Origin of the sequence: Haloarcula sp. JP-L23 (genome assembly GCF_011602445.1) — an archaeon.
Lineage (GTDB): Archaea > Halobacteriota > Halobacteria > Halobacteriales > Haloarculaceae > Haloarcula > Haloarcula pellucida.
The window spans coordinates 3,208,724-3,235,233 of the sequence record NZ_CP050014.1 but is presented as its reverse complement, the minus strand read 5'-3'; the positions used below and the strand labels follow the sequence as shown (position 1 = coordinate 3,235,233).

At 66.9% G+C, this 26,510-nt stretch carries 27 protein-coding genes; 12 read left to right on the top strand and 15 right to left on the bottom strand.

The annotated features are described in order from the left end of the window. Positions 1-37 precede the first annotated feature (37 nt). Positions 38-1,561 carry an HPP family protein gene (locus tag G9465_RS16930; protein ID WP_166972124.1) on the top strand — a complete coding sequence of 508 codons (1,524 nt, stop codon included), beginning with the start codon at positions 38-40 and terminating at the stop codon, positions 1,559-1,561. Here G9465_RS16930 and G9465_RS16925 read toward each other — a convergent pair. Next, a complete protein-coding gene (locus tag G9465_RS16925) occupies positions 1,558-2,727 on the bottom strand; it encodes an NAD-binding protein (protein ID WP_166972122.1) in 1,170 nt (389 codons plus the stop codon). The genes G9465_RS16930 and G9465_RS16925 overlap by 4 nt on opposite strands. A gap of 110 nt (positions 2,728-2,837) precedes the next feature. Here G9465_RS16925 and G9465_RS16920 point away from each other — a divergent pair, with 110 nt between their 5' ends. Genes G9465_RS16920 through G9465_RS16910 form a run of 3 tightly spaced genes read left to right on the top strand, consistent with a single transcriptional unit; the run spans position 2,838 to position 5,998 of the window. Next, positions 2,838-4,061: a potassium channel family protein gene (locus tag G9465_RS16920; RefSeq protein ID WP_166972120.1), complete on the top strand. Its 1,224-nt coding sequence runs from the start codon at positions 2,838-2,840 to the stop codon at positions 4,059-4,061. After that, on the top strand, positions 4,058-5,680 hold the full coding sequence (locus G9465_RS16915; protein WP_166972118.1) for a cation:proton antiporter regulatory subunit: 1,623 nt from the start codon (positions 4,058-4,060) through the stop codon (positions 5,678-5,680). Before G9465_RS16920 ends, G9465_RS16915 begins: the two co-directional genes overlap by 4 nt. A 42-nt stretch (positions 5,681-5,722) precedes the next feature. After that, positions 5,723-5,998, top strand: a complete 276-nt coding sequence (locus G9465_RS16910) for a ubiquitin-like small modifier protein 1 (RefSeq protein WP_166972116.1) — start codon at positions 5,723-5,725, stop codon at positions 5,996-5,998. Between the two features lie 17 nt (positions 5,999-6,015). Here G9465_RS16910 and G9465_RS16905 read toward each other — a convergent pair whose 3' ends face one another. From G9465_RS16905 to gatD, 6 genes are all read right to left on the bottom strand, one after another. Continuing rightward, positions 6,016-6,915, bottom strand: a complete 900-nt coding sequence (locus G9465_RS16905; protein WP_166972114.1) for a GNAT family N-acetyltransferase — start codon at positions 6,913-6,915, stop codon at positions 6,016-6,018. A 38-nt stretch (positions 6,916-6,953) separates the two neighbouring features. Further along, a complete protein-coding gene (locus tag G9465_RS16900; protein ID WP_166972111.1) occupies positions 6,954-7,907 on the bottom strand; it encodes a PQQ-binding-like beta-propeller repeat protein in 954 nt (317 codons plus the stop codon). Further along, entirely contained in the window at positions 7,888-8,640 is a 753-nt protein-coding gene (locus G9465_RS16895; protein WP_166972109.1) for a PQQ-binding-like beta-propeller repeat protein, read from the bottom strand. The genes G9465_RS16900 and G9465_RS16895 overlap by 20 nt, the downstream gene beginning before the upstream one ends. A 143-nt stretch (positions 8,641-8,783) precedes the next feature. Next, positions 8,784-10,424, bottom strand: a complete 1,641-nt coding sequence (locus G9465_RS16890; RefSeq protein WP_166972107.1) for a PQQ-binding-like beta-propeller repeat protein — start codon at positions 10,422-10,424, stop codon at positions 8,784-8,786. Positions 10,425-10,594: 170 nt separating this feature from the next. Further along, complete coding sequence (locus G9465_RS16885) at positions 10,595-12,241, bottom strand: PQQ-binding-like beta-propeller repeat protein (protein ID WP_166972105.1); 1,647 nt, start codon at positions 12,239-12,241, stop codon at positions 10,595-10,597. A gap of 103 nt (positions 12,242-12,344) precedes the next feature. Then, entirely contained in the window at positions 12,345-13,592 is a 1,248-nt protein-coding gene (gene gatD / locus G9465_RS16880; protein ID WP_166972103.1) for a Glu-tRNA(Gln) amidotransferase subunit GatD, read from the bottom strand. A 133-nt stretch (positions 13,593-13,725) separates the two neighbouring features. Here gatD and G9465_RS16875 point away from each other — a divergent pair, with 133 nt between their 5' ends. Further along, complete coding sequence (locus tag G9465_RS16875) at positions 13,726-14,226, top strand: hypothetical protein (protein ID WP_166972101.1); 501 nt, start codon at positions 13,726-13,728, stop codon at positions 14,224-14,226. Here G9465_RS16875 and G9465_RS16870 read toward each other — a convergent pair. The 3 genes from G9465_RS16870 to G9465_RS16860 form a co-directional block, all read right to left on the bottom strand. Then, on the bottom strand, positions 14,218-14,865 hold the full coding sequence (locus G9465_RS16870) for a metalloregulator ArsR/SmtB family transcription factor (protein ID WP_166972099.1): 648 nt from the start codon (positions 14,863-14,865) through the stop codon (positions 14,218-14,220). The genes G9465_RS16875 and G9465_RS16870 overlap by 9 nt on opposite strands. A 49-nt stretch (positions 14,866-14,914) precedes the next feature. After that, positions 14,915-15,871 (bottom strand): hypothetical protein, encoded by a 957-nt coding sequence (locus G9465_RS16865; RefSeq protein WP_166972097.1) that lies wholly within the window; start codon positions 15,869-15,871, stop codon positions 14,915-14,917. Between the two features lie 95 nt (positions 15,872-15,966). Beyond that, the gene (locus tag G9465_RS16860) at positions 15,967-16,605 is read right to left on the bottom strand and encodes a DUF1405 domain-containing protein (RefSeq protein WP_166972095.1); all 639 of its coding nucleotides are present in this window, start codon (positions 16,603-16,605) and stop codon (positions 15,967-15,969) included. Between the two features lie 133 nt (positions 16,606-16,738). Here G9465_RS16860 and G9465_RS16855 point away from each other — a divergent pair, with 133 nt between their 5' ends. From G9465_RS16855 to G9465_RS16845, 3 genes are read left to right on the top strand one after another with little or no spacing between them, the layout of a single operon-like run. Beyond that, positions 16,739-17,104, top strand: coding sequence for a DUF5802 family protein (locus tag G9465_RS16855; protein ID WP_166972093.1), 366 nt, complete (start codon positions 16,739-16,741; stop codon positions 17,102-17,104). Positions 17,105-17,146: 42 nt separating this feature from the next. Continuing rightward, positions 17,147-18,040, top strand: a complete 894-nt coding sequence (locus tag G9465_RS16850; protein ID WP_166972091.1) for a Vms1/Ankzf1 family peptidyl-tRNA hydrolase — start codon at positions 17,147-17,149, stop codon at positions 18,038-18,040. 55 nt (positions 18,041-18,095) lie between these two features. Next, positions 18,096-18,527, top strand: coding sequence for a universal stress protein (locus G9465_RS16845; RefSeq protein WP_166972089.1), 432 nt, complete (start codon positions 18,096-18,098; stop codon positions 18,525-18,527). A gap of 118 nt (positions 18,528-18,645) precedes the next feature. Here the strand turns inward: G9465_RS16845 and G9465_RS16840 are convergent, their stop codons facing one another. Together G9465_RS16840 and G9465_RS16835 are read right to left on the bottom strand one after the other, a co-directional pair. Then, complete coding sequence (locus tag G9465_RS16840) at positions 18,646-19,089, bottom strand: universal stress protein (protein ID WP_166972087.1); 444 nt, start codon at positions 19,087-19,089, stop codon at positions 18,646-18,648. 105 nt (positions 19,090-19,194) lie between these two features. Then, entirely contained in the window at positions 19,195-20,352 is a 1,158-nt protein-coding gene (locus tag G9465_RS16835; RefSeq protein WP_166972085.1) for a KaiC domain-containing protein, read from the bottom strand. A 111-nt stretch (positions 20,353-20,463) separates the two neighbouring features. Here G9465_RS16835 and G9465_RS16830 point away from each other — a divergent pair, with 111 nt between their 5' ends. Continuing rightward, positions 20,464-21,315 carry an NAD(+)/NADH kinase gene (locus tag G9465_RS16830; protein WP_166972082.1) on the top strand — a complete coding sequence of 284 codons (852 nt, stop codon included), beginning with the start codon at positions 20,464-20,466 and terminating at the stop codon, positions 21,313-21,315. Here G9465_RS16830 and G9465_RS16825 read toward each other — a convergent pair. Then, positions 21,312-21,599: a hypothetical protein gene (locus G9465_RS16825; protein WP_166972080.1), complete on the bottom strand. Its 288-nt coding sequence runs from the start codon at positions 21,597-21,599 to the stop codon at positions 21,312-21,314. The two genes, G9465_RS16830 and G9465_RS16825, sit on opposite strands and share 4 nt — an antisense overlap. Before the next feature lie 161 nt (positions 21,600-21,760). Here G9465_RS16825 and G9465_RS16820 point away from each other — a divergent pair, with 161 nt between their 5' ends. After that, entirely contained in the window at positions 21,761-22,336 is a 576-nt protein-coding gene (locus G9465_RS16820; RefSeq protein ID WP_166972078.1) for a response regulator, read from the top strand. 7 nt (positions 22,337-22,343) lie between these two features. On the opposite strand, the gene G9465_RS16815 is transcribed toward G9465_RS16820, so the two are convergent. Further along, a complete protein-coding gene (locus G9465_RS16815; RefSeq protein ID WP_166972076.1) occupies positions 22,344-22,946 on the bottom strand; it encodes a hypothetical protein in 603 nt (200 codons plus the stop codon). Between the two features lie 92 nt (positions 22,947-23,038). On the opposite strand from G9465_RS16815, the gene G9465_RS16810 reads away from it, so the two are divergent. Then, on the top strand, positions 23,039-23,617 hold the full coding sequence (locus tag G9465_RS16810; protein ID WP_166972074.1) for a HalX domain-containing protein: 579 nt from the start codon (positions 23,039-23,041) through the stop codon (positions 23,615-23,617). 129 nt (positions 23,618-23,746) lie between these two features. Here the strand turns inward: G9465_RS16810 and G9465_RS16805 are convergent, their stop codons facing one another. Further along, on the bottom strand, positions 23,747-24,379 hold the full coding sequence (locus G9465_RS16805) for a TetR/AcrR family transcriptional regulator (protein WP_166972072.1): 633 nt from the start codon (positions 24,377-24,379) through the stop codon (positions 23,747-23,749). Positions 24,380-24,584: 205 nt separating this feature from the next. On the opposite strand from G9465_RS16805, the gene G9465_RS16800 reads away from it, so the two are divergent. Next, the gene (locus G9465_RS16800) at positions 24,585-26,510 is read left to right on the top strand and encodes a COG1361 S-layer family protein (protein WP_166972070.1); all 1,926 of its coding nucleotides are present in this window, start codon (positions 24,585-24,587) and stop codon (positions 26,508-26,510) included.

Below are 26,510 nucleotides of genomic sequence, written 5' to 3'. Positions count from 1 at the left end.
CGGTGAACTTACGGCCTCGTCGTGCGACTGGGTAGATATGCTCGACCAGTTGGCCCGGCGGGTCCGGACGCTGCTCTCGCGTGCCCGGCGGGTCGAGCGTCGGGAACTGCGAGAGTTCCGCCGCTGGGCCGAGACGACGGACCGCGTCGTCCACCTCTCGATGCTCGTGTTCGTCCCGTTGCTCATCGCCGTCGTGACGACACTGGCCAACGCCGTCCCGCAGCTGACGTTCCTGCTGTTCCCGCCGCTGGCGTCGGGTACGTACACGCTGTTCGTCGACCCGACGGCGAAGTACTCCGACCCGAAGCGGTTCGTCGTCGGACTCACCATCGGTGCCGTCTGTGGCCTCGGCGCGCTCAACGTGTCGAGCGCCGTCCTCGCGCCACCCACTGGCCAGTTCGCGGTCAGCGCCATCGCCGCCGGCCTCGCGGTGCTGGCCACCGGTCTCGTGACGTGGCCGCTGGACATCGAGGAACCGTCGTCGTACTCGACGGCGTTGCTGGCGTTGCTGGTCCAACCGAACCAGCAACTCGCCTTCGTCGGGAGCATCTTCCTCGCGAGTGCGCTGGTCGCCAGCGTCTTCGTCGTCTGGCGGGCCCGGTTCTACGACCGGCGGGCGACGTATCTCTACGGGTCGACGACCGGCGACGACCACGTGCTGGTGCCGATGCGCGGCGAGACTGCGGGCCGGACGGCGATGCTCGGCGCTCGTCTCGCGGCCGCACACGAGGCCAGTAAAGTGGTCTTACTGGATATGGTGTCCGATCCGGAGGCCGCGGCGACGGAGCGAGAACTGCTGCAGGACACCGTCAAACTGGACATGTTCTCCGAAACGGACACCGACGTATCGACCACGGGGCGAACCGAGTCGGCCGGCCGTATCGTCGGCGACGGCGGTGACGCCGTCGACGCACAGACGACAGAGGCCGCCGACTTCGACGCACATGTCGACTGGCTCGAAACCCACGCCGCCCGAATCGAGACGCGGACCGGCGTCCCGTGTCAGGTCGTCGTCGCCATCGACGACGGCAACCCGGCGGCGACGACGCTCCAGACGGCCGCGGAGACCAACTGCGACCTCGTCGTCGCGCCCTACGAGAGCAAACACGGCGCGCTGTCGCCGTACCTCAGACGGCTGTTTCGCGGGAACACGGACGTGCTGGTCCACCGCTCGCGTGCCGAGCGGTCTCACTGGAAGCGGGTGCTGGTGCCGGTTCGCCGCACCAGCGACGTGGCTCACAACATGGTCGACTTTGCGACCCGACTGGCGGGCAAGAGCGGTCACGTCGCCGTCGCGACCTGTATCGAGGAACACCAGAACCGCCGCCCTGCCGAGGAGATGCTCGCCGACCTCGTCGAACCGTTCGACGGCGCCATCGAGACGCGCGTCTCCCGTGCCGGCATCAACGAGTTTCTGGAGACGAGCGGGACCCAGTACGACCTCGTCATGATAGGGGCCAGTCGGGACCGGAGTGCGGCGTCGCGGTTCGTCTCACCGCCGACGTTCGAGCGGTTGGACGACGTCGATACCGACGTGGCTATCGTCGACCGGAGCCACTAGATGTCGGCGTCGTCCTCGCGTTCGATGTCCAGCAGGTGGTCGGCGATGTTCTCCATCCCTTCGCGACCCAGCGCCGACTGGACGAGGAGGTGGCCGCCGATGAGCGCGGGGCTGATGACCGTACTCGCGCCCGCCCGACGGAGTTTCTCGATGTTCTCTCGCTCCGTCGCGGCGGCGACGATGTTCAGGTCCGGATTGAGCGAGTGGGCGGTCAGAATCGACAGGGCGTCCTGCGCGTCGTCGTTGGTGGCCGCGACGGCCGCCCGCGCGTCTTCGATGCCGGCCCGCCGGAGCGGTTCCTCGTCGCTCGGGTCGGCGGTCAGCACCGCGATGTCCCGTTGCTGGAGGCGGGCCGCCGTCTCCGAGTCCGGCGTGATGACGACGAAATCCGTCGCGTCGACGAGTTCTTCGAGTATCGGTTCCGTCAGGTCGCCGTAGCCCAGAACCACCACGTGGTTCTCGAGCAGATCCAGTTGTGCGTCAGTCATGTTCCCGAGTGCTTCGGAGAGGCGCTTTTCGATAGCCGGCCCGAGCAGCGACCCCAGCGCGATGGCGAAACTGGCCGTCCCGAGGACGACGACTGACATCGCGAACAGGGTCGCCTGTTCGGTCGTCGGCGTGATGTCGCCGTATCCGACTGTGCTCGCCGTGACGAGCGTGTAGTAGAAGGCGTCGGTGAGCGAAGAGACGTTGTTGAAGTCCTCGCGGAGCGCGTAGGTACCGACGGTGCCGTACACCAGTGCGCCCAGCAGCGCGGCCCCGGCGGCCAGCTGTGCCGTCGAGAGGTCGACCGACCGGTCGAACCGTCGCCGGTTCAACAGCAACACCGGCAGCGACACGAGCGAGAGGACGACCAACGGGACCGACACCGCCGACGACTGGACGACGCCCTGCAGCGCCGACACCGGCAGCAGGACGACGATTAGGTACCACGCGACTCGTAACCGACGCCGGAGGCCGACGACGCCGAGGAGGAGCGAAAACCCGGTGAGTGCGCCAGTGAAGCCGGCCGTTCGCTGGATGCTCCGAGGGACGACGTCGGCCAGCGGTCCCTCGATGCCGGTGACGCCGATGTTGACGACGCCCGTCGCGAACGACAGCACGGCTACCAGCGTCGGAAGGAGTATCGTCGCCCGCGTCCCCAACCACTCCCGCGACCAGTCCATATCACCCCTGTGTCGATGGGGTGGTGTAAATGTACTGTCCCACACTCACCGGGACGAGGCCGGGGTGAACCGCCGGAAGCGATTTATCACCGGCCGCGCAGGATGGGGACATGGCTTCGCTCCCCATCGAGATTCTCCTGGGCATCTATCTTGGCCTGCTGGTCGGGGTCATCCCGGCACTGGCGTCGTGGGCGCTCGGCTTCGGGTTCAAGTACTTCACTGGCGTCACGCTCCCCGGATTCGCCGTCGCCGTCCTCGCAATCGCGCTGGCGGGGGTCAGCGGCGGGTTGCTGGCGCTTGCCGACGAGTCAATCACGAAGGCACCCAACGCCGAGCGAATCATCACTGCCATCGTCCTCGTCGGGATGGTGTCGATGTACGCCCACAGCAAGGGCGACCAGATGGGGGCGACGTTCCCGAAGCGACTTTCGTTTCAGGGCCTCCGGGACAAGACGCTCTCGGCCGACGTGGTAGAGCGGTTCGGCGGGCGCGACGAGGTCCGTATCCGCGTCGTCGGTGAAGTCGCCGACATGGAGGGGTACCCACCGCTGTCGGAACCGCTCCGGGCCGAGATTCGGGGCGGCGAGTGGACGTTCCCCGCCGACCTCCGTATCGGCGAACTCGAAGCAGAGATGGAGCGGCGACTGAAGACGGAGTTCGACCTCGGCGACGTGGCGGTGACCATCGACGAACAGGGGCGGGCCACCGTCGTCGCCGCCCCGCCGTTCTCGGGACTCTCGAAACGCGTCGCCGACGGGCGACACGCCGTCTCCGTCGATGCACTGCTCCCGACCGGACTGGCGCGAAACGACGAAGTGACGGTACTGACGACGGACGCACAGGTCAGAGGGACCGTCGTCAGTGCCCGGTCGAAGGGGTCCGAAACGTCGGTCGAGACGCCCGACGACCCGGAGCTAGCCGACGACACCGAGGCGCCGCCGGCACCGGTCGGGGCGCCGACGACTGACGGCGGCGAGGGACGCCTGACTATCGCGGTCAACCGGACGGACGTCCAGCCACTCCTTCGAAGCGAGTCGGCGAAGGTGGTCGTCGAGCCACGGGGCACCCGGCGGGAGTACGAACTCGTCTCGCTGTTGCGACGGGCTGGCAACCGGTTCCGTCGATTCACGGTCCGCGACGACGGCGCTCTCGACGGGACGACGCTCGGAGAGGCGCGGGTCCGAGAGACGTACGGCGTCGCCGTCGTCGCCGTCCGCGAACAGGGTGGGTGGCGACTCGCGCCGCGGGGGGAGACGACCATCGAGGCGGGCGAGGAACTGTACGCCGTCGGGCCACACGACGAACTCGACGCCTTCGAGGAGGCGGTCGCATGACGCCCGCGACACCGTTGCAGGGGGGAGTGGTACTGCAGAGTGGCTTGCGAACGGACGATCCGCTCGTTCTCGGTGCACAGTTGCTCGGCCTCGGCATCGCCGCCGCGTCGGCCGCCGGGATGGTCGCGATGGGGTACCGGTGGTACGTCCGCGAACGCGTGCCGACTGGCCTCGGCGTCCTCTTCGGACTGAGCGCGGTCGCGCTGTATCTCGGGACGACGGGCTCACTCGGCGACGTCATTCTCGGGAAGGAACAGGTCCTCGCGTCCAGCGATGTCCTGCCGAACCTCGCGGCCTTCGCCGTCGGCGGGGCCGCCGCGTTGACCGGGACGAAGGTCGGTGACCGCCTCGGGACGGACCTCTTTGCCGCGACCGGTGGGCGCGACGTCGACGCCGACGTGAGCGAAATCGTCCAGACCGTCGGGCGAGTCACCTCGGTCCACCTCCCCGAGGAGATAGCCGACATCGTGGGTTACGACCCGATGCCCGACGCCACGAAGGCGCAACTCGCCGAACGCCGGTTCCTCTTTCCTCGTCGGTTGACGAAGGGGGAACTGCGAGACAGACTCGTCACGCGACTCAAGACGGACTACGGCGTCGGCCACGTCGACGTCGAGTTCGGCGACGACGGCGACGTCTCCTATCTCGCCGTCGGGTCACGTGCCGCCGGTATCGGGACGACCCTGCCGCCGTCGACTAACGCCGTCGCCGTGCGGGCCGACCCCGCACACGCCGCCAGTTCGGGCGACCTCGTGCAGGTCTGGGCGGACGACCCGCCAAAGCGCGTGCTCACCGGCGAACTCCGCGGTATCGCCGACGAGGTGGTGACCGTCGCCATCGACGCGGCCGACACCCCGAAACTCGACCCGGCGGAGACGTACAAGTTGGTCACGCTCCCGGTACAGGACCGACCGGACCGGGAGTTCGCCTCGCTCCTCCGTGCCGCAGACGAGACGATGGGCACCGTCACTGTCGAGGCGGGGAGCGACCTCGTCGGAACGACAGTGGGGAGTCTCGGCGTGACCGTCGCGGCCATCACCCGCGACGACGCGAGTCCGGAGACGATTCCCTCCCGGGACCGCGTGCTGGCGGCCGGCGACGTGATCTACGCCATCGCCACCCCCGACGGCCTCCGACGTATCGAGACGGCCGGGACGGCAGAGACAGAACCCCGAGTGAGCGACGCAGCCGACGAACCACCGACCGACGAGGAGCGCGCGGACGCCGACCCCGACTCGGCGGTCGACACCGACGACGTGCAGACGGCAGATGGGACCGACTCGGCGGAGGTGCCCGACGAGACTGACTCCGACTCGCCCGACGCCGACGACGAGCGTGACGACAGCACGCTTCTGGAGGACGGCGCGTCGGCGGACGCCGAGTCGGTGACCCAGTCGCACACAGACGCCGACGACGACACTATCCCAGTGTGGGACCCCGACGAACAGGTCGACGCGGCCGATATCCCCGGCACGGACGACTCGGACGGCGACGCGGCGAGAGACGACGCCGAACCCGCGGATGCCGAAGCGACTGGCAGCGACGAACGGGACAACACGGCCGCGGGCGACGACGAGTTGGCCGACGACAGCGACGACACCGACCGCGGTGGCTCCTGAACGGTCGCAACGCTCTTAGTCACGGCCGGCCCCGATTCGAGTATGGAGTGGAAACTGTTCGCGCATCTGCGGACTGCGGCCGACGGCGGAACCGTCCGCGTCGACGTGGCGGAGGGTGCGACAGTCGAGACGGCACTGGACGCGTTGCTAGCCGAGCGACCGGCGCTGGCCGAGGACCTCCTCGAAGACGGTGAACTGGCCGACCACGTCCGCCTCCTCGTCGACGGCGAGGACCCGTTCGCGGACGGCGACGGCCTCGCGACGACGGTGGACTCGGAGTCGGAACTGGCGCTGTTTCCGCCGGTCAGCGGCGGCTAATCGGCGGTCTCTTGTCGTCACGTGAGGTCGGCCGAGAGCACGAAGTCCGGCCAGTCCGCGAGGTCGGCCCGGACGAAGGCCGCCTCGGCGACGTGGCGCGGCGTCTCCGGAATCAACACTCTGGTCCCGTCGACGTCCAGTTGGGCGGCGTCGGCGCGTATCGCGTCGAACAGGGACGCTGCGGCGTCGGCGTCGACCCACGTCCCGAGGGCGTACTCCGCAAGCGTCTCGTCGGCGGTGGGGTCGACGGTCTCTCGCACTCGGGCGGCCATCCCGCTCGTCCCGTCGTCCTTGACGGCGAAGACGGCCTGTTCGTCGGCTAGCGTGTACAGTCGCTCCCGTGTCAACTCCGAGAGCGCCCACGGCTGGCCCGGGTCGAGTGCGAGGCCGGAGAGCGCGCCTCGCCCCTCGCTTCCGGTCCAGTAACTCCACGCCGCCGCGGGGTCGTTCTCGACGACCGGCCCGTCGGAGTCGGGCCTCACGTCGCGTGGCTCGGGGTGCGCCCAGCGGAACGCGGTGTCCGGGTCGAACCCGGTGGCGACGGACTGCCCGAGGCCGGCGTCGTTCCACGAGAACACCATGTTTCGGCCGACGGTCGCGCCCTGCCCGCGGGCCCACTCGAAGAGGTGTCCGACCATCGCTTTCCCGAGGCCCTCGCCGCGGTGGTCTGGGTCGACGCGGATGCCCTGAAACCACGCCTCGTGGTCGGTGAGCATGACTGCCTGACAGAGGCCCGCGACCGCGCCGTCGACCTCGGTGACGACGGTGTGTTGGGTCGGCCCGTCGGTGTCGACCCACTGCTGGAACACTTCGGGGATGTAGTCGACGGTGTCGGGCCGGTTGGCCCATACCTCCTCGGCGAAGGCGACGACGTCGTCGTAGTCGTCGGCCCGCGCTTGACGGACGGTCGGTGACATGTCTCGTCCGTCGGACGGTGGGGGGAAAAAGCTACGAGTCAGGTGGTCAGTTCGACGCTGTCGACGGCCGTCTCGCCGCTGTCGTCGGTGACGCGAACCGTGACCGTCAGCGTCCCACAGTAGTTCAGCGGGACGGTGATGGACTCGCCGGACTGTTCGAACTCGCCGTCCTCGTCGCCGTCCCACTCGATGGTGGTGACGTCGCCGTCGGGGTCGCTGGCGTCGGCGGTCAGCGTGACGTTCGTCCCGGCGTCTAAGTCGCGGTCCTCGGCGTTTGCCGGGTCCGTCTCGATGGAGACGAACGGCTTCGTCCGGGGGTCGTCCTGCAGGATGAACCGACTGTCTGCTGGCGTGGCGTTCTCTGTCGACTCGAGTGCGTACACCTGCCCGTCGTCGCTGTAGACGTCCCAGGTAGTCGTGCGGACGTACAGTGCTCCTTCGGCCGGCGCGGCCGACAACCAACTGCCGTAGGCGAGGCCGGAGAGCGCGTAGGTCCAGCGGATCTCGCCGGAGGTAGCGTCCAGTGCGAAGACGCCATCACGAGGTGCGGAGCCGTACTGCTGGCCCTCGACGGTCACCTGTTCGGCCGGGAGGAACACGGTATCGTTGCTGACGGTCGGTGCGAACAGTTTCGCGTCGTTGTACGCCTGCCACTCCGTCTCGCCCGTCGTCGCGTTCAGAGCGAAGACGGTGCTGTTGTCACCGTTGTCGCTCCCGTGGAGCGTGCTGACGTACACTGAGCCGTGCTTGACTGCTGGCGGGGAGAGCCACTGGGTCTCCAGGTTTCGCTTCTCGTTGGTGACTGTCCGCTCCCACTCGACCGACCCGTCGTCGAGCGAGACGGCCGAGAGCGTCCGGTCGCCGACCGTGAGGTAAGCGGTCCCGTCGGCGGCGCTGACGGTCGATCGCTCGGGCACGACGTAGTAGTTGTCGAACGTATCGGTGCCGGTGAACGTAGCGTTCCACCGTACGTCACCAGTCGAGGCGTTCACGCCTCGCAGGGTAGTTTCGTTCCCCGACGGCTCCCCCCCCTCGACGGACCAGCGTTCCGTCGTCCACGGCCATGTCGAAGGCGTTCTGCTCGGCGGGCCGGGTCCACACCGTCTCGCCGGTCGAGGCGTTCAGCGCAGTGAGGTTCGCCCCGGTCTCTACGTACATCCGACCGTCGCTGACGACGAAGTTACCCGCATCGGAGTCGGTCCGGGTCCACGCTACCTCGCCGGTGGTGGCGTTCAGGGCGTAGACGCCGGCGGTCTGGTTCGCCGGGTCGCCGTCCGTGTCGATCGCGTCGCCCGAACTCGTCACGTAGACGTAGCCGTCGGCGACTGTGGGGGTTTCGGTGAATCCGGGGATGTCGCTCTGGTTCCATTCGACCTCGCCGCTCGCCGTGTCGTAGGCGATGACACGGCCCTTGCTGACGTAGGTCGCATCGGACCCGGAGTCGTCGTAGCCGACGTACGCCGTCCCGTTGACGACGGCGGGCACCGACGGTCGGCCGATGTCTGACTCCGCGCCACCGTCCGGAAACTGCCGAGCGACGGTCGCATTCGGGCCCGTCGGCCCGTCGGCGTCGTTCGCGTTCGTGTTCTGTGCGTCGCCCTGACTGGCCGTCCAGTCGTCTGCCGACGCGTCCGTCGCGGTCGGCCCTGCGACGGCGACGGCGGGGACCAACGACCCACAGACGGCGACGACCACTGCGACTGTAAGTAGTTTGTTTCGTACCATCAGATTATGTTTCAATGAGAGTGGTTTTTACTATCTGAGAGATAACTCGAAATAATGTCGCGTTAGACGGCCATCCGAGTGCGCACGTCGGGGGCGCTTCGGGCGTACCGACGACGTATCGACAGGCCACCGTGTCGCCGGGGTCAGGTCGAGAGCCGAATCCACTCGCTGACGGTCTCGCCGCTGTCGTCGGTGACCCGGACCCTGACGACCAACGTTCCACAGTAGTCCAGCGGCACGGTGATGTGCTCGCCCGACCGGTCGACGGTACCGGTGTTCCCGAGGTCCCACTCGATGGCCGCGACGGTGCCGTCGGGGTCGCTCGCGTTCGCGGTCAGCGTGACGTTCGTCCCGGCGTCTAAGTCCCGGTGCTCTGCGTCGGGCGGGGTCGTCGTGACAGTGAGGGTCGGTTCGTAGTTTACCGGCTGGCTCTCACTGAACTGGTGTCGGGGGCCGACGGCCTCGTCGGTCGATTCGAGCGTGTACAGCGAACCGCTGTTGAAGAATATCTCCCGCTCGCGGACGGTGACGTACACCTTCCCGCTGGCGGGCGTGGCCGAGACGACGCTCCGGTCGATGAACTCCTGGCGGGCGTAGTTCCACCGCTCTCCACCGCCGGTCGCGTTGAGGGCGTAGACGCCGTCGGCCGACAGGTGACCCGCTTCCGCCGCCTGTTTCGCACCGACGTAGACGGTCCCGTTCGCGACGGCCGGGGCGAACAGTTCCGCCTCGGCCCGTTCGAATCGCCACGCGGTCGCCCCCGTCTCGGCGTCGACGGCGTGGACGGTGCCGACCGCATCGTCGGTCGTGCTGACGTAGACGGCGCCTTCTGCTACCGCCGGTGCGGACGCCGACTCGGCCGGGACGTCACCCGCCTCGGAGCGCAACGCTGTCGTCCACTCTACACTGCCATCGTCCACGGCGAGCGCGGAGACGTTGTTCTCACCGTCGGAGACGTAGACGGTGTCGTTGGCGACGGCGACGCCACCGGGATCGACGTACTCGTCGTCGGTGGACGTCGTCGTCGCCCAGCGCTGGTCGCCCGTCGCCGGGTCCAGTGCGGTGACCGTCGGGCCGTCCCTCCCCTCGGAGACGGCGACGAGCGTTCCGTTACCCCACGCCATCGCGTCGGCCGAGACGTCGCTCCGGGACCACACCGTCGCTCCCGTCGTCGCGTTCAGTGCGCGCAGGACCCTCGGTTGCTGGACGTAGACGCGACCGTCGGCCACCAGATGCCCGGTCACCCGGTCGAAGTCACTCCCGTTGCGCGCCCAGCGCACGTCGCCGGTGGTCGCGTTCAGCGAGAAGACGCCGCCGCGGTTGTCGCCGGTGACCTGCCCCATCCCGCTGTCGTACGGTCCGCGGCCGGAGACGTACACCCGTCCGTCGGTGACGGTCGGCGTCTGGCGAATCTTCGGGAACCGACTCCGGTTCCACAGAACGTCGCCCGTCGAGGCGTCGTAGGCGACGAGGTGGCCCTTGCTCTGGTAGCTCACGTCGCTGCCGGTGTCGTCGTAGCCGACGTACATCGTGCCGTCGACGACTGCCGGAGCGGTCGGCTCACCGAACTCCGTCCCCGTACCGGGGTAGTCTCGTTCGACTGTCGCGTTCGGGCCGGTCGGCGCGTTACCCGCGTTCACACCGGTCCGTCCGATATCGCCGCGGTCGGCAGGCCAGTCGTCGCCCGTCTCCGTGAGAGTCGGTCCTGCGGCGGCGACGGTCGGCACGACCGACCCGCAGATAGCGACGACGACTGCGACTGTGAGAAGTTGCTTTCGTCCCATGTATGGGGGGAATTTATCGCGGTTCCCATTTACTATCACTCTGTTAAGCAGACATAATGTCGTGTTTTCGCCACCGTACGTCGGGAGACGCAGTGGCTTCTCCGAGTACGGTGCCCACTCCGTCCTCGAACGCCCCACCGGACTCCGTGGTCGCTTCGAACTGGCGGACGCTATGTCGTCGACAGTACGATGCGGTCGGTGGCGACGTTGCCGTCGTCGTCGGTGACGCGAACCGTGACCGTCAGCGTCCCACAGTAATCTAGCGGAATCGTGACGGACTCGCCGGACTGCTCGAACTCGCCGTCCTCGTCGACGTCCCACTCGATGGCCGCGACGGTGCCGTCGGTGTCGCTGGCGTTCGCAGTCAGTGTGACGTTGTACCCGCCCGGCAGGTTCTGGTCCTCGGCGCTCGGCGGGTCAGACATCAGGGTGACCGACGGCGCGGGGTCGTCGTCGATTCTATCGACGAACCGGTTGTAGTCGGCGGGCGCCTCGGCCGAGGCGTTTACCGCGTAGAGTGCGCCCTCTTTGTAGAACACCTCCCGCTCGCGGATAGTCACGTACACGTGGCCCTCCGCGGGCGTCACGGCCACCGTACTCCGGTCGATGGGTCGGTCGTCGGCGTACGTCCAGCGCCGCTCGCCGGTGCTGGCGTTCAGTGCGTACACGCCTTCGGAGGTGCGGTCCCCGGACGCCAGTTCCTGTTTCGCGGGGACGTAGACGGTCCCGTTGGCGACGGTCGGGGCAGCGAACGCCGCGCCCGCCGGGTCGAACTGCCACTCGGTCGCTCCCGTCTCGGCGTCGTGTGCGTACACCGCCGAGCGTCCGAGCGTCTCGCTCACGTAGACGGTGCCGTTCTGGACCGCCGGTGCAGTGAGACCGCTTTGCTCGCCGCTCTGGCCGTAGTCTCGCCGCCACTCGACGGCACCGTCTGCGAGTGAAAGCGCTCCGAGCGTGTCCTCGCCGTCGGAGACGTAGACGGTCCCGTCGTCGATAGCGAGGCCGCTGGGGTCGGCGGACTCCGCGGACGTGTCGAGGGTGGCGTTCCACTCGACCGTGCCGGTCGTCGCGTTCAGCGCGACGACAGAGACGTTCTGGGACGCTTCGGTCATTACGAGGGTCCCGTTCGACAGCGCGAGGTGGGTGGGTCGAACGTCGTCGGGACCTTCCCACACCGTCTCACCGGTCGTCGCGTTCAGCGCGACCGCGCGACCGGTGTCGACGTAGAGGCGGTCCTCGCCCAGCACCTGCCCCTGACCAGAGACGTTTCGCGACCACACCATCTCGCCGGTCGTCGCGTTCATGGCGAACGTCCCGCCCGGGCGACCGCCGACAGCACTCGTCTCCTCCGGGTGCTGTCGGTCGTAGATGGGGCCGGTTCCGGTGACGTAGACGCGGTCGTTGCCCACCGAGGGCGTCGACCGAACCTTCGGCAACGCGGTCCGGTTCCACACCATCTCGCCCGTCGTCGTGTCGTACGCCACGACGTCGCCTCTGCTGTGATAGCCCGGCGACCCGGTGTGGTCGTAGCCGACGTACATCGTCCCGTCGACGACAGCCGGCGTGGTCGGTTCGCCCGCGCCTCTCGTGCCGTTCTGGTGGACGACCCCCGCTCTGGAGTCGCCGGCCGGGTACTCGTAGGCCAGCGTGACGTTCGTGTCGCTGGGGGCGTTCCCCGCGTTAGACCCTGTCGCCGCGGGCCCACCGCGTTCGCCGGGCCAGTCGTCCGCGTCGGTCGGGCCCGCCACGGCGGCGGGCACCAGCGATACACAGACTGCAACCGTCAGGACGAGCGCGACGATTCGCTGTCGAGGCATGTCCGCACTCTCGGGTGTGTGCGAAGTTACTAGTCATGTGGTAACCGTCGCAAAATGCGGTTTTAAAACGTCAGTTCGGCCCGGCCGAGCGGTGTCGTGAGCGCTACAACCAAGGGGTCGACCGCTGCTGAATCTCGCCGGCCAGCGATTCGCTCATCGCGTCGGCGACGTCCTCGGTGTTTTCGAGTGCCCACATCAGTTTCACCTTCGCGGTGCCGGGGAGCATATCCTCGCCCTCGATTACGCCGGCCTCTAGCAGGTCTCGGCCGGTGTCGTAGACGCGGTCACACACCCGGCCTTCGAGGCACTGGCTGGTCATCACGACGGGGATGTCGAGGTCGTCGAGCACCGAAATCCACTCGGTGTTGACGTGGCCCAGTCCGGTGCCTTCCAGTACGAGACCCTCGGCCCCCTCGGCGGCGGTTTCGAGCAGTTCGGTGTCCATCCCGGGCGTGAACTTCAGGAGTTCGACGTCCGTTGCGAGGGCGTCGTGGAGCGCGAGGTCCGCCTCGCCTCGTTGGGCGTACTCCCGGCGGAACGTGACCGCGTTGTCGCCGTCGGTGTCGTAGTCGACGTCGCCGAGCGGTTTCGCGCCGACCGTCTCGAAGGCGTCGCGACGGGAAGTGTGGTTCTTCCGCACCCGCGTGCCGCGGTGGAGCGCACAGCGGTCGTCGGACTCGTCGGCGTGCATACAGACGAGTACCTCCGCACAGTCGCTCTTGGCGGCCTCGACGGCGCAGACGGCGTTCATCACGTTGTCCGAGGACGGGCGGTCCGCGGAGCGCTGACTACCCGTGAAGACGACCGGCACGGGCGTATCGAGCATGAAGGCCAGCGCAGAGGCCGTAAACTGCATCGTGTCGGTGCCGTGCATGACGACGACGCCGTCCGCCCCGGCCTCGATTTCCTCTTTCACGGCGCGTGCGAGGTCCTGCCACACGTCGGTCGTCATGTTCTCCGAGAGGATGTTGGCGACGACGCGGCCCCGGTAGTTGGCCATCCCCGCGAGGTCCGGCACCGCCCGGAGGACGTCCTCGGCGTCGAACTGCGCGGTGACTGCGCCGGTGCGGTAGTCGACGGTCGAGGCGATGGTGCCGCCGGTAGAGATGAGCGACACCGTCGGGAGCTCCTCGTCGAACTCGATTTCGGAGTGACTGTCCTCGTCCTGTGCGCTCTCGACGTCGTAGACGTCGGATTCGAGGACCTCGACCGACGCCTCGTCCCGGTCGATGCCCACGTTGTACCCGCCGTCGAGTTTGACCACGACGTGGTCGGGCGTACTGGAGGGCAGCAAGACGCCCTCGTAGCTCTGGTCCGCGCTGTCGACGCGAACACGGTCGCCTGCGTTCATGCGCGTGGGTTCCTGCCGGCGTGACTTGAACCCATTTGTTTCGGCGCTCGCTCCGGGCGGTGGGGGCGTCTGTTCCAGTCACCACCGCCACACCTCCACAAAGGCCATAGGTCCAGCGAGCCGAACGAAACGTATGTCCGAGCGAACGGCGGAGCGGACCCACGAGACCGACGCGGAGGCCGATACAGTCGAAGAGAGCCCCGGTATCGGCCGGCTCGACGGGTTCTCGACGGCGACCACCGAGACCGAGTCCGAGTCAGCAGGGGGGAGTTACTTCTCGCTCCGGGCGCTCCTGTTCGCGTTCGTCGCCGTCGGCGGCGGCGTCGTCGCCGGGAGTTTGGTTCCCCTGCTTCCGTTCACCGCGCTACTGGGGATTCCGGTCGGCGCGTTCGTCTACGGCCTGTTGGCGAGCGAGCGACGCTACGCGGAGACGGCGCTGGCCGGTGGGGTCACCGCTGGCCTCCTCTCGGTCACGTCCTTTCTCTCGCAGTTCGTCGTCCGTGGCATCGCCGGCGGTCAACTCGGGATGGGGCGCCTGTTCGCCGTCGCCGCCGCTGTGGGTCTCGTCCTCGCACTTCTCGGTCACTACTTCGGCCGGGACCTGCGCGACGGCCTGACGCGGGACCTAGCGTAACTGCCACCCGTCGCGGGTCTGTTCGACGACGCCTTCACTGGCCAGTCGTTCGAGCGCCTCATCGACCATCTCGGGCGGTGCCTCGATAGTCCGTGCTAACTTCCGGACCGACGCCGGCCCGTGGGACAGCGCACTGACGAGTTCCGCGTACAGGCGGCCGTCGCCGTCCTCTACGCGCTGGTCGAACTGGTCGCGGACGTCGGTGACGCGGCCCTGTACCCACCGCTGGGCCAGCGAGAGTTCGTTCTCCAGCTGTTCGAGGTGTTCGAGTTCGTGGGCGAGGTCACGCAACTCGCCGTCGCCCTCGTCCTCGACGTCGATAGAGAGGTGCCGACAGGTGGAGATGTCGAGTCCCGGGTTCGCCGGATAGGCGCTCTTGGTCCCGAACTCGTAGGGGGAGACGCGGACCTCCAGTCGGAGGTTCCGGGCGATAGAGAAGTACTTCCGGCGCTGGTCGTCGGTGCGAGATTCGACGAGGCCGGCGTCCTCCAGTTTCTGGAGGTGATCGATGACGGCCTTCGGGCTGACGCCGATGTACTCGCTTATCTCGGTCACGTAGCAGGGTTTGTGTGCGAGCAAGCGGAGGATACGTCGCCGATTGGCGTTCCCCAGCAAGTCGAGCAACTCGGCGGAGTCCATTCATCCGAGGGTAGCGGGTCGCAGTAGAAAAGGGTGACTCCTGCGGCCGTCAGTTAGCGCGGCCACCGGCGGCCGACCCGTCCCCACTCCCGCCGTCGCCGCCGTCGCCAGCGCTACCGTCGCCGCCGTCACCAGCACTGCCAGCACCGCCGTCACCAGCGCTACCGTCGCCGCCGTCACCAGCACTGCCGTCGCCGCCGCCCGTGTTTCCCGCGTCGTCGCTGTCGGCCGTCTCGTTCGCGGAACTGTTCGTCGCGTCCGAGTTACGAGGGTCCGCGTCATCACCGGCCGCTGGACCGGGTTCGTCGGCCGGTACGGCGCCGCCGTCTCCGGGTTGACCGCCAGCGCTCCGGTCACGCCCTCTCGCCGACGTGTTTCCCTCGTCGGTACCTGCCTCGGATTGGCCGGGAGCGTCGACCGGTGGGCCGCCGCCGTTCCCACGCACGATAGCGGCGACGTCCGGTCCTGATAACCGACTGGCGTTCTCTTTGAGCCGTTCGATTCTGCTATCCTCGACGCCGGCCACTGCTGCGGCCTCGTCCGTGTCGTTCACTGCCGTTTCAAGTGCGTCAATGCGGGCGGCGAGACGGCTCTGCTGGGCGACGTAGGCCTGCCGGGGGATGGTTCCGTTTTCGTACCGTTCGCGGAGGCTCTCGTTTCGCTCGCGAAGCCGTTCGAGGCGCTGTTCGAGAGCGCCCGTTCGACTGGTCACCATCTGCGCCCGTTTATTCTCGTTCGCACGCTCGAACCCGGCCTGCCACATACCGTTCTCGACCGTGTCGTCGGTCGCAGCCGAACTGGACTGCAGGAATGCGGTCAGTTGCGTCCCGAGGCCCGGTCCGTCGTCGGTGTCGTTGGCCGCGGTACCGTTCGTCGTGGTGTCGCTGGTCGCAGTCTCGTTGGTCGCGGTGTCGGTGGTCGTCTCCTGTGCCGCGGCCGCCGGTAAGCCCAGCATTGCAGCGGCGACGAGACACAGCACGAGTCCCACAACGTACCGTCGAGTCATCTCTACTCGCTCATTGCCGACCCACCCTAAAAAGCGGCCCCTTCGTTCGCTCCGTTCAGCACCGTCTGAAACGAGCGCAGACGGTCCAAGAGCGTTTAGGACCTTTGCTCGTCCAGCCTCGGCATGATTTTCCATGCCACCCCGACCGAGAGGACTGACAGCGCCACCGTCGCGACGACGAGCGTGAGGCCCGGATCGTACCGGAGCGGCGGGTAGTAGCCAAAGCCGTAGTCAACGATGTCGTTGCCGAGTGCAACGACCAGCGCCGTCAGCAGCGCACCGCGAGTCGTTCGGGCGTAGTGAGGGACTAACAGCCCCTCCGCGATGAATCCGACGTGGGTCACGATGATACCGAAGTACGCCCACGGCTCCGGGAAGTACGCGCTAAAGCCGAGGTTCAGGGCGACGAACGTCCACACACCCATCTTCAGGAGCCACACGAGCGCGATAGTGTGGAGGTACGCCAGCGGCAGGTTCACCGGCACGTCGTCGAGCGAGCGCCCGAGAAACGGGAGCAGCGTCACGAGCGACAGCGTCAGGAGGAACAGGGCGGTCGGCGAATCGGCGTACAGCGGCCAGAGGAACGTCGAGACGCCGGGCATCGTATCGACGTAGTATCGGACGCCGACGAGGATTCCCACAACGTTAATGACGACCAGCCACACGAGACTCGGCGTGTTCTCCAGATAGTACCGCGCGTAGCGACGCGGCAACGGCCCCCGCTCGTTGTCCATGGGGTCCTCTCGGCCCCGCCCGGCAGAAACCCTATCGGTCCCGGCGCGGCGAGAGCTACGGCCTGAAAGCCCGACGGGAAAAGGGTATCGGCGAAAGCTTATGTGTGTGACTACCACACGTACGACCGTACCGATGTTCGAACAGTTCTCCCGCGGCTACTACCTCGGTCGCCTCTACGTCGAACCACGTCAGGACGGGGCGGCCGCGATGTGTCGGGACCAACACGAGCGAGTCAACCAGCAACTGTACGCCTCTGGCGAGGGAGTCGAACGCACAGACCTCCCGCTCGTAATGAAACTCGGCTCCCGACACTTCCCGGTCCACGGCGACGACCGGGTACCGGCCGATACCCTTGCCGTCCCCGACGAGGTGCTCGAATCTGCGAACGTGCGGAACCCGCCCAGCCTTCGTGAGGTGTTCCTCGCGAAGGCGGACCACGCGGCCCAACTGCTGTCGGTAACCGACACGACGTCGGCGCTGCCCGATAGCGCCGTCTGAGGGCAACCACTTTTAAGCCCGTCCCAGTCCGCAGTCCAGTCGATGCTGGACCGGTTGCTGGGGCGTGCCTCGCTCAAAGAGCGCGTCGCTGACCTCGAAGCGGAGAAACGCCACCTCGAACGGCAACTCGACGCGGAAGAAGAGCGGCGCGCCGAGGCGTCGACGGCCAGACAGCAGGCCGAGGCCGAGGTCAACCGGCTAGAGGACCGCGTTACCGAACTCGAGGACCGCGTCGAGCGACTGCAGGCCGACGACGGCGAGTACGCCTACCGCGCCGAGGACCGACTCAACGGCCGGCGAGTCGGCGAGATACTGGACCGACTCTCGTCGGTCGAGAGCGAGCCAGAGGGCGTCTTCACCGCCTACGTCGCCGACGAGAGCCACTTACCCGGCCCCGTCCGAGACGCCTTCGGTGACCGCGCGTCGCTGGTCGCCCGCGCCGCCCCGTGTCTCGCGGTGACTGACGACGCCGGCCTGCTGTCGGCCTGTCTCTCGGTCCCGGTGCCGCCCGAACCCTTCGCGACGTGGAGCGACGGCGTCGAACTGGAACGGTCGTGGTTCGAACCGACCGGGACGTACGCCGTGGCGCTCGTCCGCTCGGACCTGTTCGCGCTCGGTACCTACGAGGACGGCGAGCGCACCGCGTTACACGGATTCGACGCCGACCTCAAGAGCCAGCACTCGAAGGGCGGGTTCTCCCAGTCCCGGTTCGAACGGTTGCGCGACCAGCAGATAGCGACCCACCTCGAACGCTGTCGGGCCGCCATCGAGGAGGTCGACCCCGACACCCTCTACGTCGTCGGCGAGGGGTCGGTCATCCACGAGTTCGAGGCCGACGCCGCTGTTACCCGGACCGTCGACGCGACGGGCGACCCGGAGGACGCGCTGGCCGACGCCGTTCGGTCGCTGTGGACGGTCCGATTGCGCGTCCCCTGACGCAGTCGCTGTCACAGGCCGAAGATTCAAGCCGCCGGCCGCGGGCAGGGAGTGTATGGGAAAGCGCATTCTGGTCCCCGTCGACGGGTCCGACCAGGCGAAGGCCGCCTCCGAGTTCGTCGTCGACAACTACCCCGACGCCACGGTCGTCCTCTTACACGTCATCAACCCGGCCGAGGCCGGGTACAGCGCGCAGGCGTCTGTTCCCTCTTTCTCCGAGGAGTGGTACCAGCAGAAGAAGGCGGCCGCCGAGTCGCTGTTCGACGACCTCGAAGCGGCGGCCCACGACGCCGGCGTCGAAACAGTCGAGCGAGTGCTGGAGGTCGGCCGGCCGACTCAGACCATCGTCGACTACGCCGACGACCACGACATCGACCAGATCGTGATGGGGAGTCACGGGCGCTCCGGGGTCTCGCGAATCCTGCTCGGGAGCGTCGCCGAGACGGTGGTCCGCCGGGCGACGGTGCCCGTGACGGTCATCCGCTGACGGCCGAGGCTACCTATACGCCGCTGTTTCGCGGCTCTCCTGCCGCGATTACGCGTGACAAAGCGCCGGCCACATCGCCGACACTCAGGCGTGCGCAATCGCGGCTCACCTGCCGCGATTACGCGTGTCGCACGATGTGAATGTCGTATCGCGGGTCCTCGGAGACGGGGGCACCGACGCTGGAGACGGGCGTCGAGACGCGGCCGGCGTTCTCGCTGCCGACGAAGACGATAGACGCGTCGACGTCGTGGGCGACCGACCGAATCGTCCGGACCACGTCGGTGGTGATGGAGGCCATCGAACTGACGTCTTCCGGGACTTCCGCGCGGAACTCCGCCTCCGGCGCTATCTCGGCGACGCGCTCACGCAAGGTGTCGGCGATGTCGTCCGGATCGAAGGGGTCGTTCGGGTTGAGCCAGTTGCGCTCCAAAGCGTAGTCAGGTTCGTCGGGGATGACGACCAGCGCGAGGACGTCCTCACCGGTGTACTCGGAGAACTCCGTCGCGCGTTCGAGGGCGGCCTGTGAGAGCTCCGAACCGTCGAAGGGAACGAGCAGCACCATAGCGGTGACTCGACAGGCAGCGGCTTAAAATCACACGGCCGGTCGTGATACGTGTGGTCCGTGATGGCGTCGGCGTCTCGAATCACGCCGACTCCGGTCCCGCCGTCAGAAGATGTTTGCTTGCTGGTAGACGCTGATGCCGTCCATGGTTATCTCGTAGGGTTTCGTCTCTCGGGAGTGATTCGCGTTCCGAATCTTCTGAATCTCGACGGCGAGACGGGTCTCGCGGGTCTCCGAGCGGACGTACTGGAGGATGAACACGCCGTCGGTCAGGTACTCGATGACGCCGTAGCGGGAGGCGTAGGGGTTGTCCTCGTTGGCTTCGGAGGTGAGCATCGTCGTCACGCCGGCGTCCTTCAGCGACCGCGTGAAGTCGAACACCTCGGTCCGGCGCTTCGAGGGCTTGTCGTACATCATCTCGAGCAGCGAGACGGAGTCAAGCACCAGTCGGTCCGCGCCGAAGTCCTCGATGAGGTCGGGGAGTTCGCCCCGGATGTTGTCGAGACTGTTCGCCATCTCGACCGGGTCGAGGTCGACGACGGCCAGTCGACCCTCGGCCTCGTACTCCTCGAACCCCCACCCGCGGTCGTCGGCGGTGTCCATGATGGCCTCGTGCGACTGTTCGAGCGTGATGAACACGCAGCTCTCGCCGTTCTGGAGGCCGTGGTGGAGGAACTGCAGGCCGAACGTCGTCTTCCCGGTGCCCGCCGACCCGATAGTGACGAGGAGGTGCCGGCGGGGAATCCCGCCCTGTATCATCCGGTCGAGCCCCTCGATACCGACGTCGATGCGCGGGATGTCGGAGTCGAAGTCCTCGTCCGCGAAGTCTGCGCCACCGCCGCCACCGGGGTCGCCGGCGGACTCGAAGGCCGACGAGAAGTCGTCGTCGAACAGGCCTTCGCCACCAGCGTCCCCGAACGGACTGTCGCCGCCAGCGTCCTCGAACGGACTGTCGCTGCCGGAATCGTCGAACGGACTGTCGCTGCCGGAATCGTCGAACGGACTGTCGCTGCCGGAATCGTCGAACGGACTGTCGCTGCCGGAATCGTCGAACGGACTGTCGCTGCCGGAATCGTCGAACGGACTGTCGCCACCAGCGTCCCCGAACGGACTGTCGCCGCCGGAATCGTCGAATGGACCGTCGCCACGCTCCGCGTCGGTCGACTCCTCGCGCTCCGTGTCGTCGGCGTCGGTATCGTCTTCGGGTTCGCCCTGGACAGCGCTCTCGAACCAGTCGTCGTCCCGTCGCTCGTCGTCACTCATCGCCCCGACCACCGGCCACAGACCCGGGCCATGGAGTGACGTTCTCGCCCAGATAAATATAACCTTGCCGTCGTGGAGGGTTTATACCCGCTCGCGGAAAACACACGGGCAATGACCGTCGGTATCGTCGCCCAGCGAGACAACGACCGGGCGATGTCGCTCGCAAGCAGGCTGACCGGCCGCCTCGCCGAGGTGGGGGAATCGGTGGCCGTAGACCAGACGACCGGAGCGGCCCTAAACGACCACGAGGCGTGGGACGCGTCACAACCGTCGAGTCGCCCGGTCGAGGAGATGCGTGATTGTGACCTCGTCGTCAGCATCGGCGGGGACGGTACCTTCCTCTATGCCGCCCGCGGTGCCGGGTCGACGCCGCTCATGGGCGTCAACCTCGGCGAAGTCGGCTTTCTCAACGCCCTCGCGCCCGAGGAGGCCGTCGAGACGGTGGTCGCCGAGGTCGAACACATCCAGAAGACCGGCAGTGCCCGCACGCGAGCGATGCCGCGGCTACGGGCCAGCGGCCCCGGATGGGCGCTCTCTCCGGCGCTCAACGAAGTGGTCGTGCAGGGGTCCCACCGCGGTTCCGGCGGTGGCGGGACGTTCGAGGTGCGCGTCGACGGGTCGCTGTACACCAGCGGGCACGCCGACGGGGTACTCGTCGCGACGCCGACGGGGTCGACGGCGTACAACCTCAGCGAGGGCGGGCCGCTCGTCCACCCCGACGTCGCGGGCCTCGTCGTGACGGGGATGGCCGAGGTCGACGGGATGCCGCCGCTGGTCGTCGACGCGGACAGCGACGTGGTCGTGACGCTGACGGATGCAGAAAGTGGCGTCGTGGTCAGTGACGGACGGGTCCGCGAGGAGATAACACCGCCGGAGCGCGTGACGCTGTCGCGGGCGAGCGAACCGATCCGGCTGGCCGGGCCACCGCTCGATTTCTTCACCGCGCTGGGGAAACTGGGTTAGCGGCGGCCAACGGCGTAGAGGACCGGCGCGACGGCGAGCAGTACCAGCCCGAACAGTTTGTACTGGAACGACGAGGCGAGGACGCTGCCGGCGTTCGGTTCCATCGCTGCTGCGGGCGTGATGAGGAGCAGGGCACCCATCGCGATGGTGTGGACGCCCAGCATCCGGAGCGAGCGCATCGGGAGGATGCCGACAGCGCCCACGACGAACCCCAAGAGCAGGATATCACCGATGGTGTAGTTCAGCAGGAAGCTGTCGATGACTTGCAGCGGTGGCGCGAGCATTCCTATCCCGAATCTGGCCGTGACGCAATCTTTAAAGTTCCGTTCCGTCACCGCTCGTTGGCACACACCGAGACGGCCCTCGACACCGCTCCCGACCGGCAGTACCGGGGCTCAGACGGTGACGAATAGTTATATGTACGCAGCTAGCAGTAGACAATATCGTGTCAGACTCCACTGCGGATGCGACCGTTCTCGTCGTAGACGACGAGGAAGAGGTCGCAGACGTCTATGCGTTGCGTCTCCGCAACCAGTACGAGACAGAGACGGCCTACGGTGGCGAGGCCGCACTCGCCCGGGTCGACGAGGACGTCGACGTCGTGCTACTGGACCGACGGATGCCAGACATCTCTGGCGACGACGTCCTCGCGGAGATACGGGAACGCGACATCCCGACCCGCGTCATCATGATAACGGCGGTGGACCCGGACTTCGACATCATCGACATGCCGTTCGACGACTACCTCTGTAAGCCGGTCGAGAAATCGGACCTCGTGGCGGCTATCGACCAGCAACTGGCCGCGCGCCGGTACGATGACAGACTCGCGGAGTATCTCGAAGCCACGTCGAAACTCGCGCTGCTGGAAGACGAGAAGACCCCGCAGACACTCGAAGACAGCGACGGTATCGAGTCGCTCGAACGACGTGTGGAGGAACTCAAATCGGAGATGGACGAGGCGCTCTCGGAGTTCGAGAGCATCGACACCGCGTTCAAAGAGATCGGCCGCCGGCCGAGCTAACTCGCCTTCAGTCGTCTAGCGGGGTGTAGAGGACGTACCCGCTCGTCTCGGCAGCGACAGTCCTGAGTCGGAACGACGCCGCCCCACTGTCAGTCTCGCAGGTGACGACGGTGTCGAACCCGTCCGTATCTAGCTGTGTTTCCTCTGCCGTCTCGGCACCGGTAACGAGCACTGCCTCGGAGAGTGGTGTTCCCGCCAGTTGGTCGGCCGGAACGCCGAACGTCGCGGCGAACGCCTCGTTGGCCGCTCGAATCACCGGCCCGTGGCCCTCGTTCGCGTAGTAGAGGACGGGATCCGGGTGACCGTCAAAGAGGTCCGCGGGTTGTGGCGCCGGTACGGACGAGTCGTCGACGTCGACGGTCATCGTCTCGTCCGCTATCTCGACGTCGTCCGCAGTCTGGAGGAAGTGAACCACGGCGCCGAGACCACCGCCGAGTGCGACGCCGAGACCGAGTCCGACCGCTCGCGAGACGGGGAGAGCAGCTACTGTGTCGACGCCGAGTATGAGCACAGCGAGCGTTATCGCTCCGGCGCCGATGTAGCCGACGACGACAGCGAGGCTCCCGAATCGTCCGGACGCCGCGGCGCCGTTACCGGAGGTGTCGTCCATCCTACTTCGGAGTCGACGGGCCACGAGTTAACCTTTTTCGAGACGCCGCCGGGCGATAAGACATATGCGTCTCTCCGTCCTACGGGAGGGACGTGTCCCCCGGCACAGACAGACGTGGGCATGTCCTGATTGTCGACGACGAACACGACATCGCGGACACGCAGGCGCTTCGACTCCGCGAGCGCTACGAGACGAGCGTCGCGTACGGGGGCGAGGCAGCGCTGGAACTGGCCGGACCGGACGTGGACGCGATTCTACTGGACCGTCGGATGCCGGACGTACACGGTGACGAGGTCCTCGATCGACTCCGTGAGCGAGGCTACGAGGGCGCTATCATCATGCTGACGGCCGTGGATCCGGATCTGAACATCCTCGAGATGGCATTCGACGACTATCTCAGGAAACCGGTCGACCGGGAGACCTTACTGTCGACGCTCGACCAGCATCTCGACTCACCTGGTGAGGACGAGCGACTGGACGAGTTCTTCGAGATAACGTCGAAGATAGCCGTGCTGGAGGCCGAGAAGTCGGTGTCACAGCTCGAAGACAGCAGCGAGTACACCGCGCTCAAAGCGCGCGCCGACGAACTGGAGTGGCAGCTTCGGACCGAACTCGACGACTTCGACGACATCGTCGAGACGTACCGCGATATCGGCCGGAACTCCGGGTAATCAGAAGGGAGCTCAGTCCGTCGCGAAGTAGCTTGAGAGCGATGACAGCGAGCAACAGGTGTACACGATGCCTCGGTCGGGGAGGCGTCGGCGTCACGGCCGGCCAGCGACGCCGACGAAACCGGATGGCTACGACTCGGCGTGGTCCTCGACCAGCAGTTCGTTTTCGATGTAGGACTCCATGGCCTCGCGCATCTGCGGGAGCGGGTTGTCGTCTCGCGTCGCGTTCTGGAGCGTGATTCCCTCTAGCGTGGTCAACAGGAACTGTGCGGTGCGTTCGGCGTCGACGTCTCTGAACGTACCGTCCTCGCTACCCTCCTCGATGAGAGCGGCGATACGGTCGGTGAACTCCTGGTCCGTCTCCGTGAACTTCGCCCGAAAGTCCGGGTTACGGACTGCCTGCGCCCGCAACTCGACGTACGTCGCCAGTACGTCCTCCTGTTCTGGCATCCCGTCGGCCGTGGGGAAGTCCCCGAGGAGGAGGCCGAAGAACGTCTGGAGGTCTGTCGCCGGGTCACCGGACGACTCTAGCTGAAAGACGCGGTCGAACTCTTCGAGGGTGAACTCGAGGAACGAGAGCAGCAGATCCTCTTTCCCGTCGAAGTGGTGGTAGAACGTCGACTTGCTGAGGTCTGCCTTGTCGGCGATACGCTGGATAGAGAGTCCTGCGTAGCCGTGTTCTTGCAGTGCACAGAACGTCGCACGCATTATCGCCTCGTGTGAGTCCTCGGGTTCGCCCGCGAACGGAAACGCGTCGGTCATCCCGACCGAATATTCGTTTGGTAGACTAAAGTGCTTCGTACCAGTCGTTAACCGGAACGTTGATATTTGACCGAACGTTCGTTCGATACGAGATGACCGATTGGAGGTTCGGGTTCGACGACTCTAAAGGCCCGAACACGGACCTGCCCGTCCCAACGATCCCTGCATCGGCCGACGAACTCCCCTCTATCACTGTCCCCACTCAATGAGACTCCGAACACCACTGACGCTGACCGTCGTCGCGCTCTTGCTATCCGCCGGTACCGCTGCCGCCGCGGTGAGCGGGAGTCCCGACATCGACGTGACGTTCGCTGACAACACCGTCTCGCCGGGCGAGGAGACCACGCTCGACGTGGTCCTCGTCAACAGCGGAGACCTCGACTCCGGATCTGCGAGCAACCCGAGCCTGAACAGCGAGGTGACGACTGCTCGCGGACTGACGGTCGACGTGAAATCGGGCGGTGCGCCGGTATCCGTCACGACCTCCCGGCAGTCGCTCGGGACGCTCCCGCAGGGGCCCTCGAAGACGGTCTCGTTCGACGTCAGTATCGACGAGGACGCAAACCCCGGCAAGTACCAGATACCGGTGCAACTGGAGTACGAACACACGAGCTATATCTCCGAGAGCGACGGGAGCCGCGACGAGAACGAAGTCTCGCGAACCGCGATGGTCACGGTTCGCGTCACCGACGACGCGACCTTCGACGTGACGAACGTCGAGTCCAACGCCCGCGTCGGGTCGACCGGAACGGTCGCCGTCACCGTAGAGAACACGGGCAACGAGGTCGCGCGTGACGCCGCCGTGACGCTCGCCAGTCGGAGTGGCGACCTCGGCGTCGGTGGCGGCACGGAGAGTTCGCGGTACGTCGACGTCTGGGAGACCGGCGAACAGCGGACCTTCCGGTACCGCGTGAGCGCCTCCGAGAACGCCGAATCGGAACCCTATCAGTTCGACCTCTCGGCCACGTTCGACGACGCGGACGGCGCCCGAAAGCAGTCCGTCGGCTCGTCGGTCGGTATCGCACCGCAGCCAGAACAGACGTTCTCGGTCGTGAACACGTCGAACGCCGTCGCGGTCGACAACACCGGTTCCTACGCGGTGACCCTCCGAAACGACGGTCCGGTGACGGTCCGCGACGCGACGGTCACGGTCACCTCACAGAGCTCCGATATCACCTTCGGTAAGTCGAGTTCGACTACGCAGTACGTCGGAACGTGGGCACCCGGCGAGACCCGGACCGTGGTCGTCGACGCGACGGCCAGTCCCGACGCCGAGACGCGCCAGTACGCCCTCTCGACGTCGGTCCAGTACGAGGACCCGGAGGGTGACGCGGGCGTCGACGAGGGCCTCTCGCTGGGCCTCCAGCCCCGGCCGGAGCAGCGATTCTCCCTCTCGAACGTGACCGCTACTCTGCAGGCCGGCGAAGACGGTCGACTCGAAGCCACGCTGACCAACGACGGTCCGCGTGCGGTCAGGAACGTCGTCCTGAACTGGAACAGCGATCACAGCAACCTCTCGCCACAGGAGACCCAGTACGCCGTCGGGAACCTCGAACCCGGCGAGTCAGCGACGGTGAGTTTCGGCGTCGACGCCTCCGAGAGCGCCGACGCCGGCCCGCGACAGTTCGACTTCACCGCGGTGTACCGCGACGACAACGGTGACCGCCGTGAGAGCGATACGATGGAGGTCCGGACCGACGTCGCGGCCAGCGAGGACGAGTTCGACATCGAGTCCGCCAACACGACGGTCGACGCTGGCGGTACGGCGACCATCGAACTCACCGTGACTAACGCGGAAGACGTGCCGCTGACCGACATCTCGGCGAAGCTGTTCGCCGACTCGCCCATCTCGGTCACGGACGACGAGGCGTACATCGACCGCCTCGAACCCGGCGAGTCGACGACGCTGCGCTTCGGTATCAGCGCGAGCGGCGGGGCGATGCAGAAAGATTACCCCGTCTCGCTTGACTTCCGGTACGAGGAACCCGACGGTGACACACCGGTCTCGGACACCTACCGCGTCGCCATCGGCGTCACGTCTGGTGGCGGCGGTGGGACGCCGCTCGCGACTATCGGCGGCGTCGCGCTAGTGGCCGTACTGGCTATCGGCGGCTACTTCAGGTTCAGATAA

Bases quoted from the DNA above. Each gene is read 5' to 3' on its own strand.
- G9465_RS16930 (WP_166972124.1), top strand. From the start codon at position 38: ATGCTCGACCAGTTGGCCCGGCGGGTCCGGACGCTGCTCTCGCGTGCC.
- G9465_RS16925 (WP_166972122.1), bottom strand. From the start codon at position 2,727: ATGGACTGGTCGCGGGAGTGGTTGGGGACGCGGGCGACGATACTCCTT.
- G9465_RS16920 (WP_166972120.1), top strand. From the start codon at position 2,838: ATGGCTTCGCTCCCCATCGAGATTCTCCTGGGCATCTATCTTGGCCTG.
- G9465_RS16915 (WP_166972118.1), top strand. From the start codon at position 4,058: ATGACGCCCGCGACACCGTTGCAGGGGGGAGTGGTACTGCAGAGTGGC.
- G9465_RS16910 (WP_166972116.1), top strand. From the start codon at position 5,723: ATGGAGTGGAAACTGTTCGCGCATCTGCGGACTGCGGCCGACGGCGGA.
- G9465_RS16905 (WP_166972114.1), bottom strand. From the start codon at position 6,915: ATGTCACCGACCGTCCGTCAAGCGCGGGCCGACGACTACGACGACGTC.
- G9465_RS16895 (WP_166972109.1), bottom strand. From the start codon at position 8,640: ATGGTACGAAACAAACTACTTACAGTCGCAGTGGTCGTCGCCGTCTGT.
- G9465_RS16890 (WP_166972107.1), bottom strand. From the start codon at position 10,424: ATGGGACGAAAGCAACTTCTCACAGTCGCAGTCGTCGTCGCTATCTGC.
- G9465_RS16885 (WP_166972105.1), bottom strand. From the start codon at position 12,241: ATGCCTCGACAGCGAATCGTCGCGCTCGTCCTGACGGTTGCAGTCTGT.
- gatD (WP_166972103.1), bottom strand. From the start codon at position 13,592: ATGAACGCAGGCGACCGTGTTCGCGTCGACAGCGCGGACCAGAGCTAC.
- G9465_RS16875 (WP_166972101.1), top strand. From the start codon at position 13,726: ATGTCCGAGCGAACGGCGGAGCGGACCCACGAGACCGACGCGGAGGCC.
- G9465_RS16870 (WP_166972099.1), bottom strand. From the start codon at position 14,865: ATGGACTCCGCCGAGTTGCTCGACTTGCTGGGGAACGCCAATCGGCGA.
- G9465_RS16865 (WP_166972097.1), bottom strand. From the start codon at position 15,871: ATGACTCGACGGTACGTTGTGGGACTCGTGCTGTGTCTCGTCGCCGCT.
- G9465_RS16860 (WP_166972095.1), bottom strand. From the start codon at position 16,605: ATGGACAACGAGCGGGGGCCGTTGCCGCGTCGCTACGCGCGGTACTAT.
- G9465_RS16855 (WP_166972093.1), top strand. From the start codon at position 16,739: ATGTTCGAACAGTTCTCCCGCGGCTACTACCTCGGTCGCCTCTACGTC.
- G9465_RS16850 (WP_166972091.1), top strand. From the start codon at position 17,147: ATGCTGGACCGGTTGCTGGGGCGTGCCTCGCTCAAAGAGCGCGTCGCT.
- G9465_RS16845 (WP_166972089.1), top strand. From the start codon at position 18,096: ATGGGAAAGCGCATTCTGGTCCCCGTCGACGGGTCCGACCAGGCGAAG.
- G9465_RS16840 (WP_166972087.1), bottom strand. From the start codon at position 19,089: ATGGTGCTGCTCGTTCCCTTCGACGGTTCGGAGCTCTCACAGGCCGCC.
- G9465_RS16835 (WP_166972085.1), bottom strand. From the start codon at position 20,352: ATGAGTGACGACGAGCGACGGGACGACGACTGGTTCGAGAGCGCTGTC.
- G9465_RS16830 (WP_166972082.1), top strand. From the start codon at position 20,464: ATGACCGTCGGTATCGTCGCCCAGCGAGACAACGACCGGGCGATGTCG.
- G9465_RS16825 (WP_166972080.1), bottom strand. From the start codon at position 21,599: ATGCTCGCGCCACCGCTGCAAGTCATCGACAGCTTCCTGCTGAACTAC.
- G9465_RS16815 (WP_166972076.1), bottom strand. From the start codon at position 22,946: ATGGACGACACCTCCGGTAACGGCGCCGCGGCGTCCGGACGATTCGGG.
- G9465_RS16805 (WP_166972072.1), bottom strand. From the start codon at position 24,379: ATGACCGACGCGTTTCCGTTCGCGGGCGAACCCGAGGACTCACACGAG.
- G9465_RS16800 (WP_166972070.1), top strand. From the start codon at position 24,585: ATGAGACTCCGAACACCACTGACGCTGACCGTCGTCGCGCTCTTGCTA.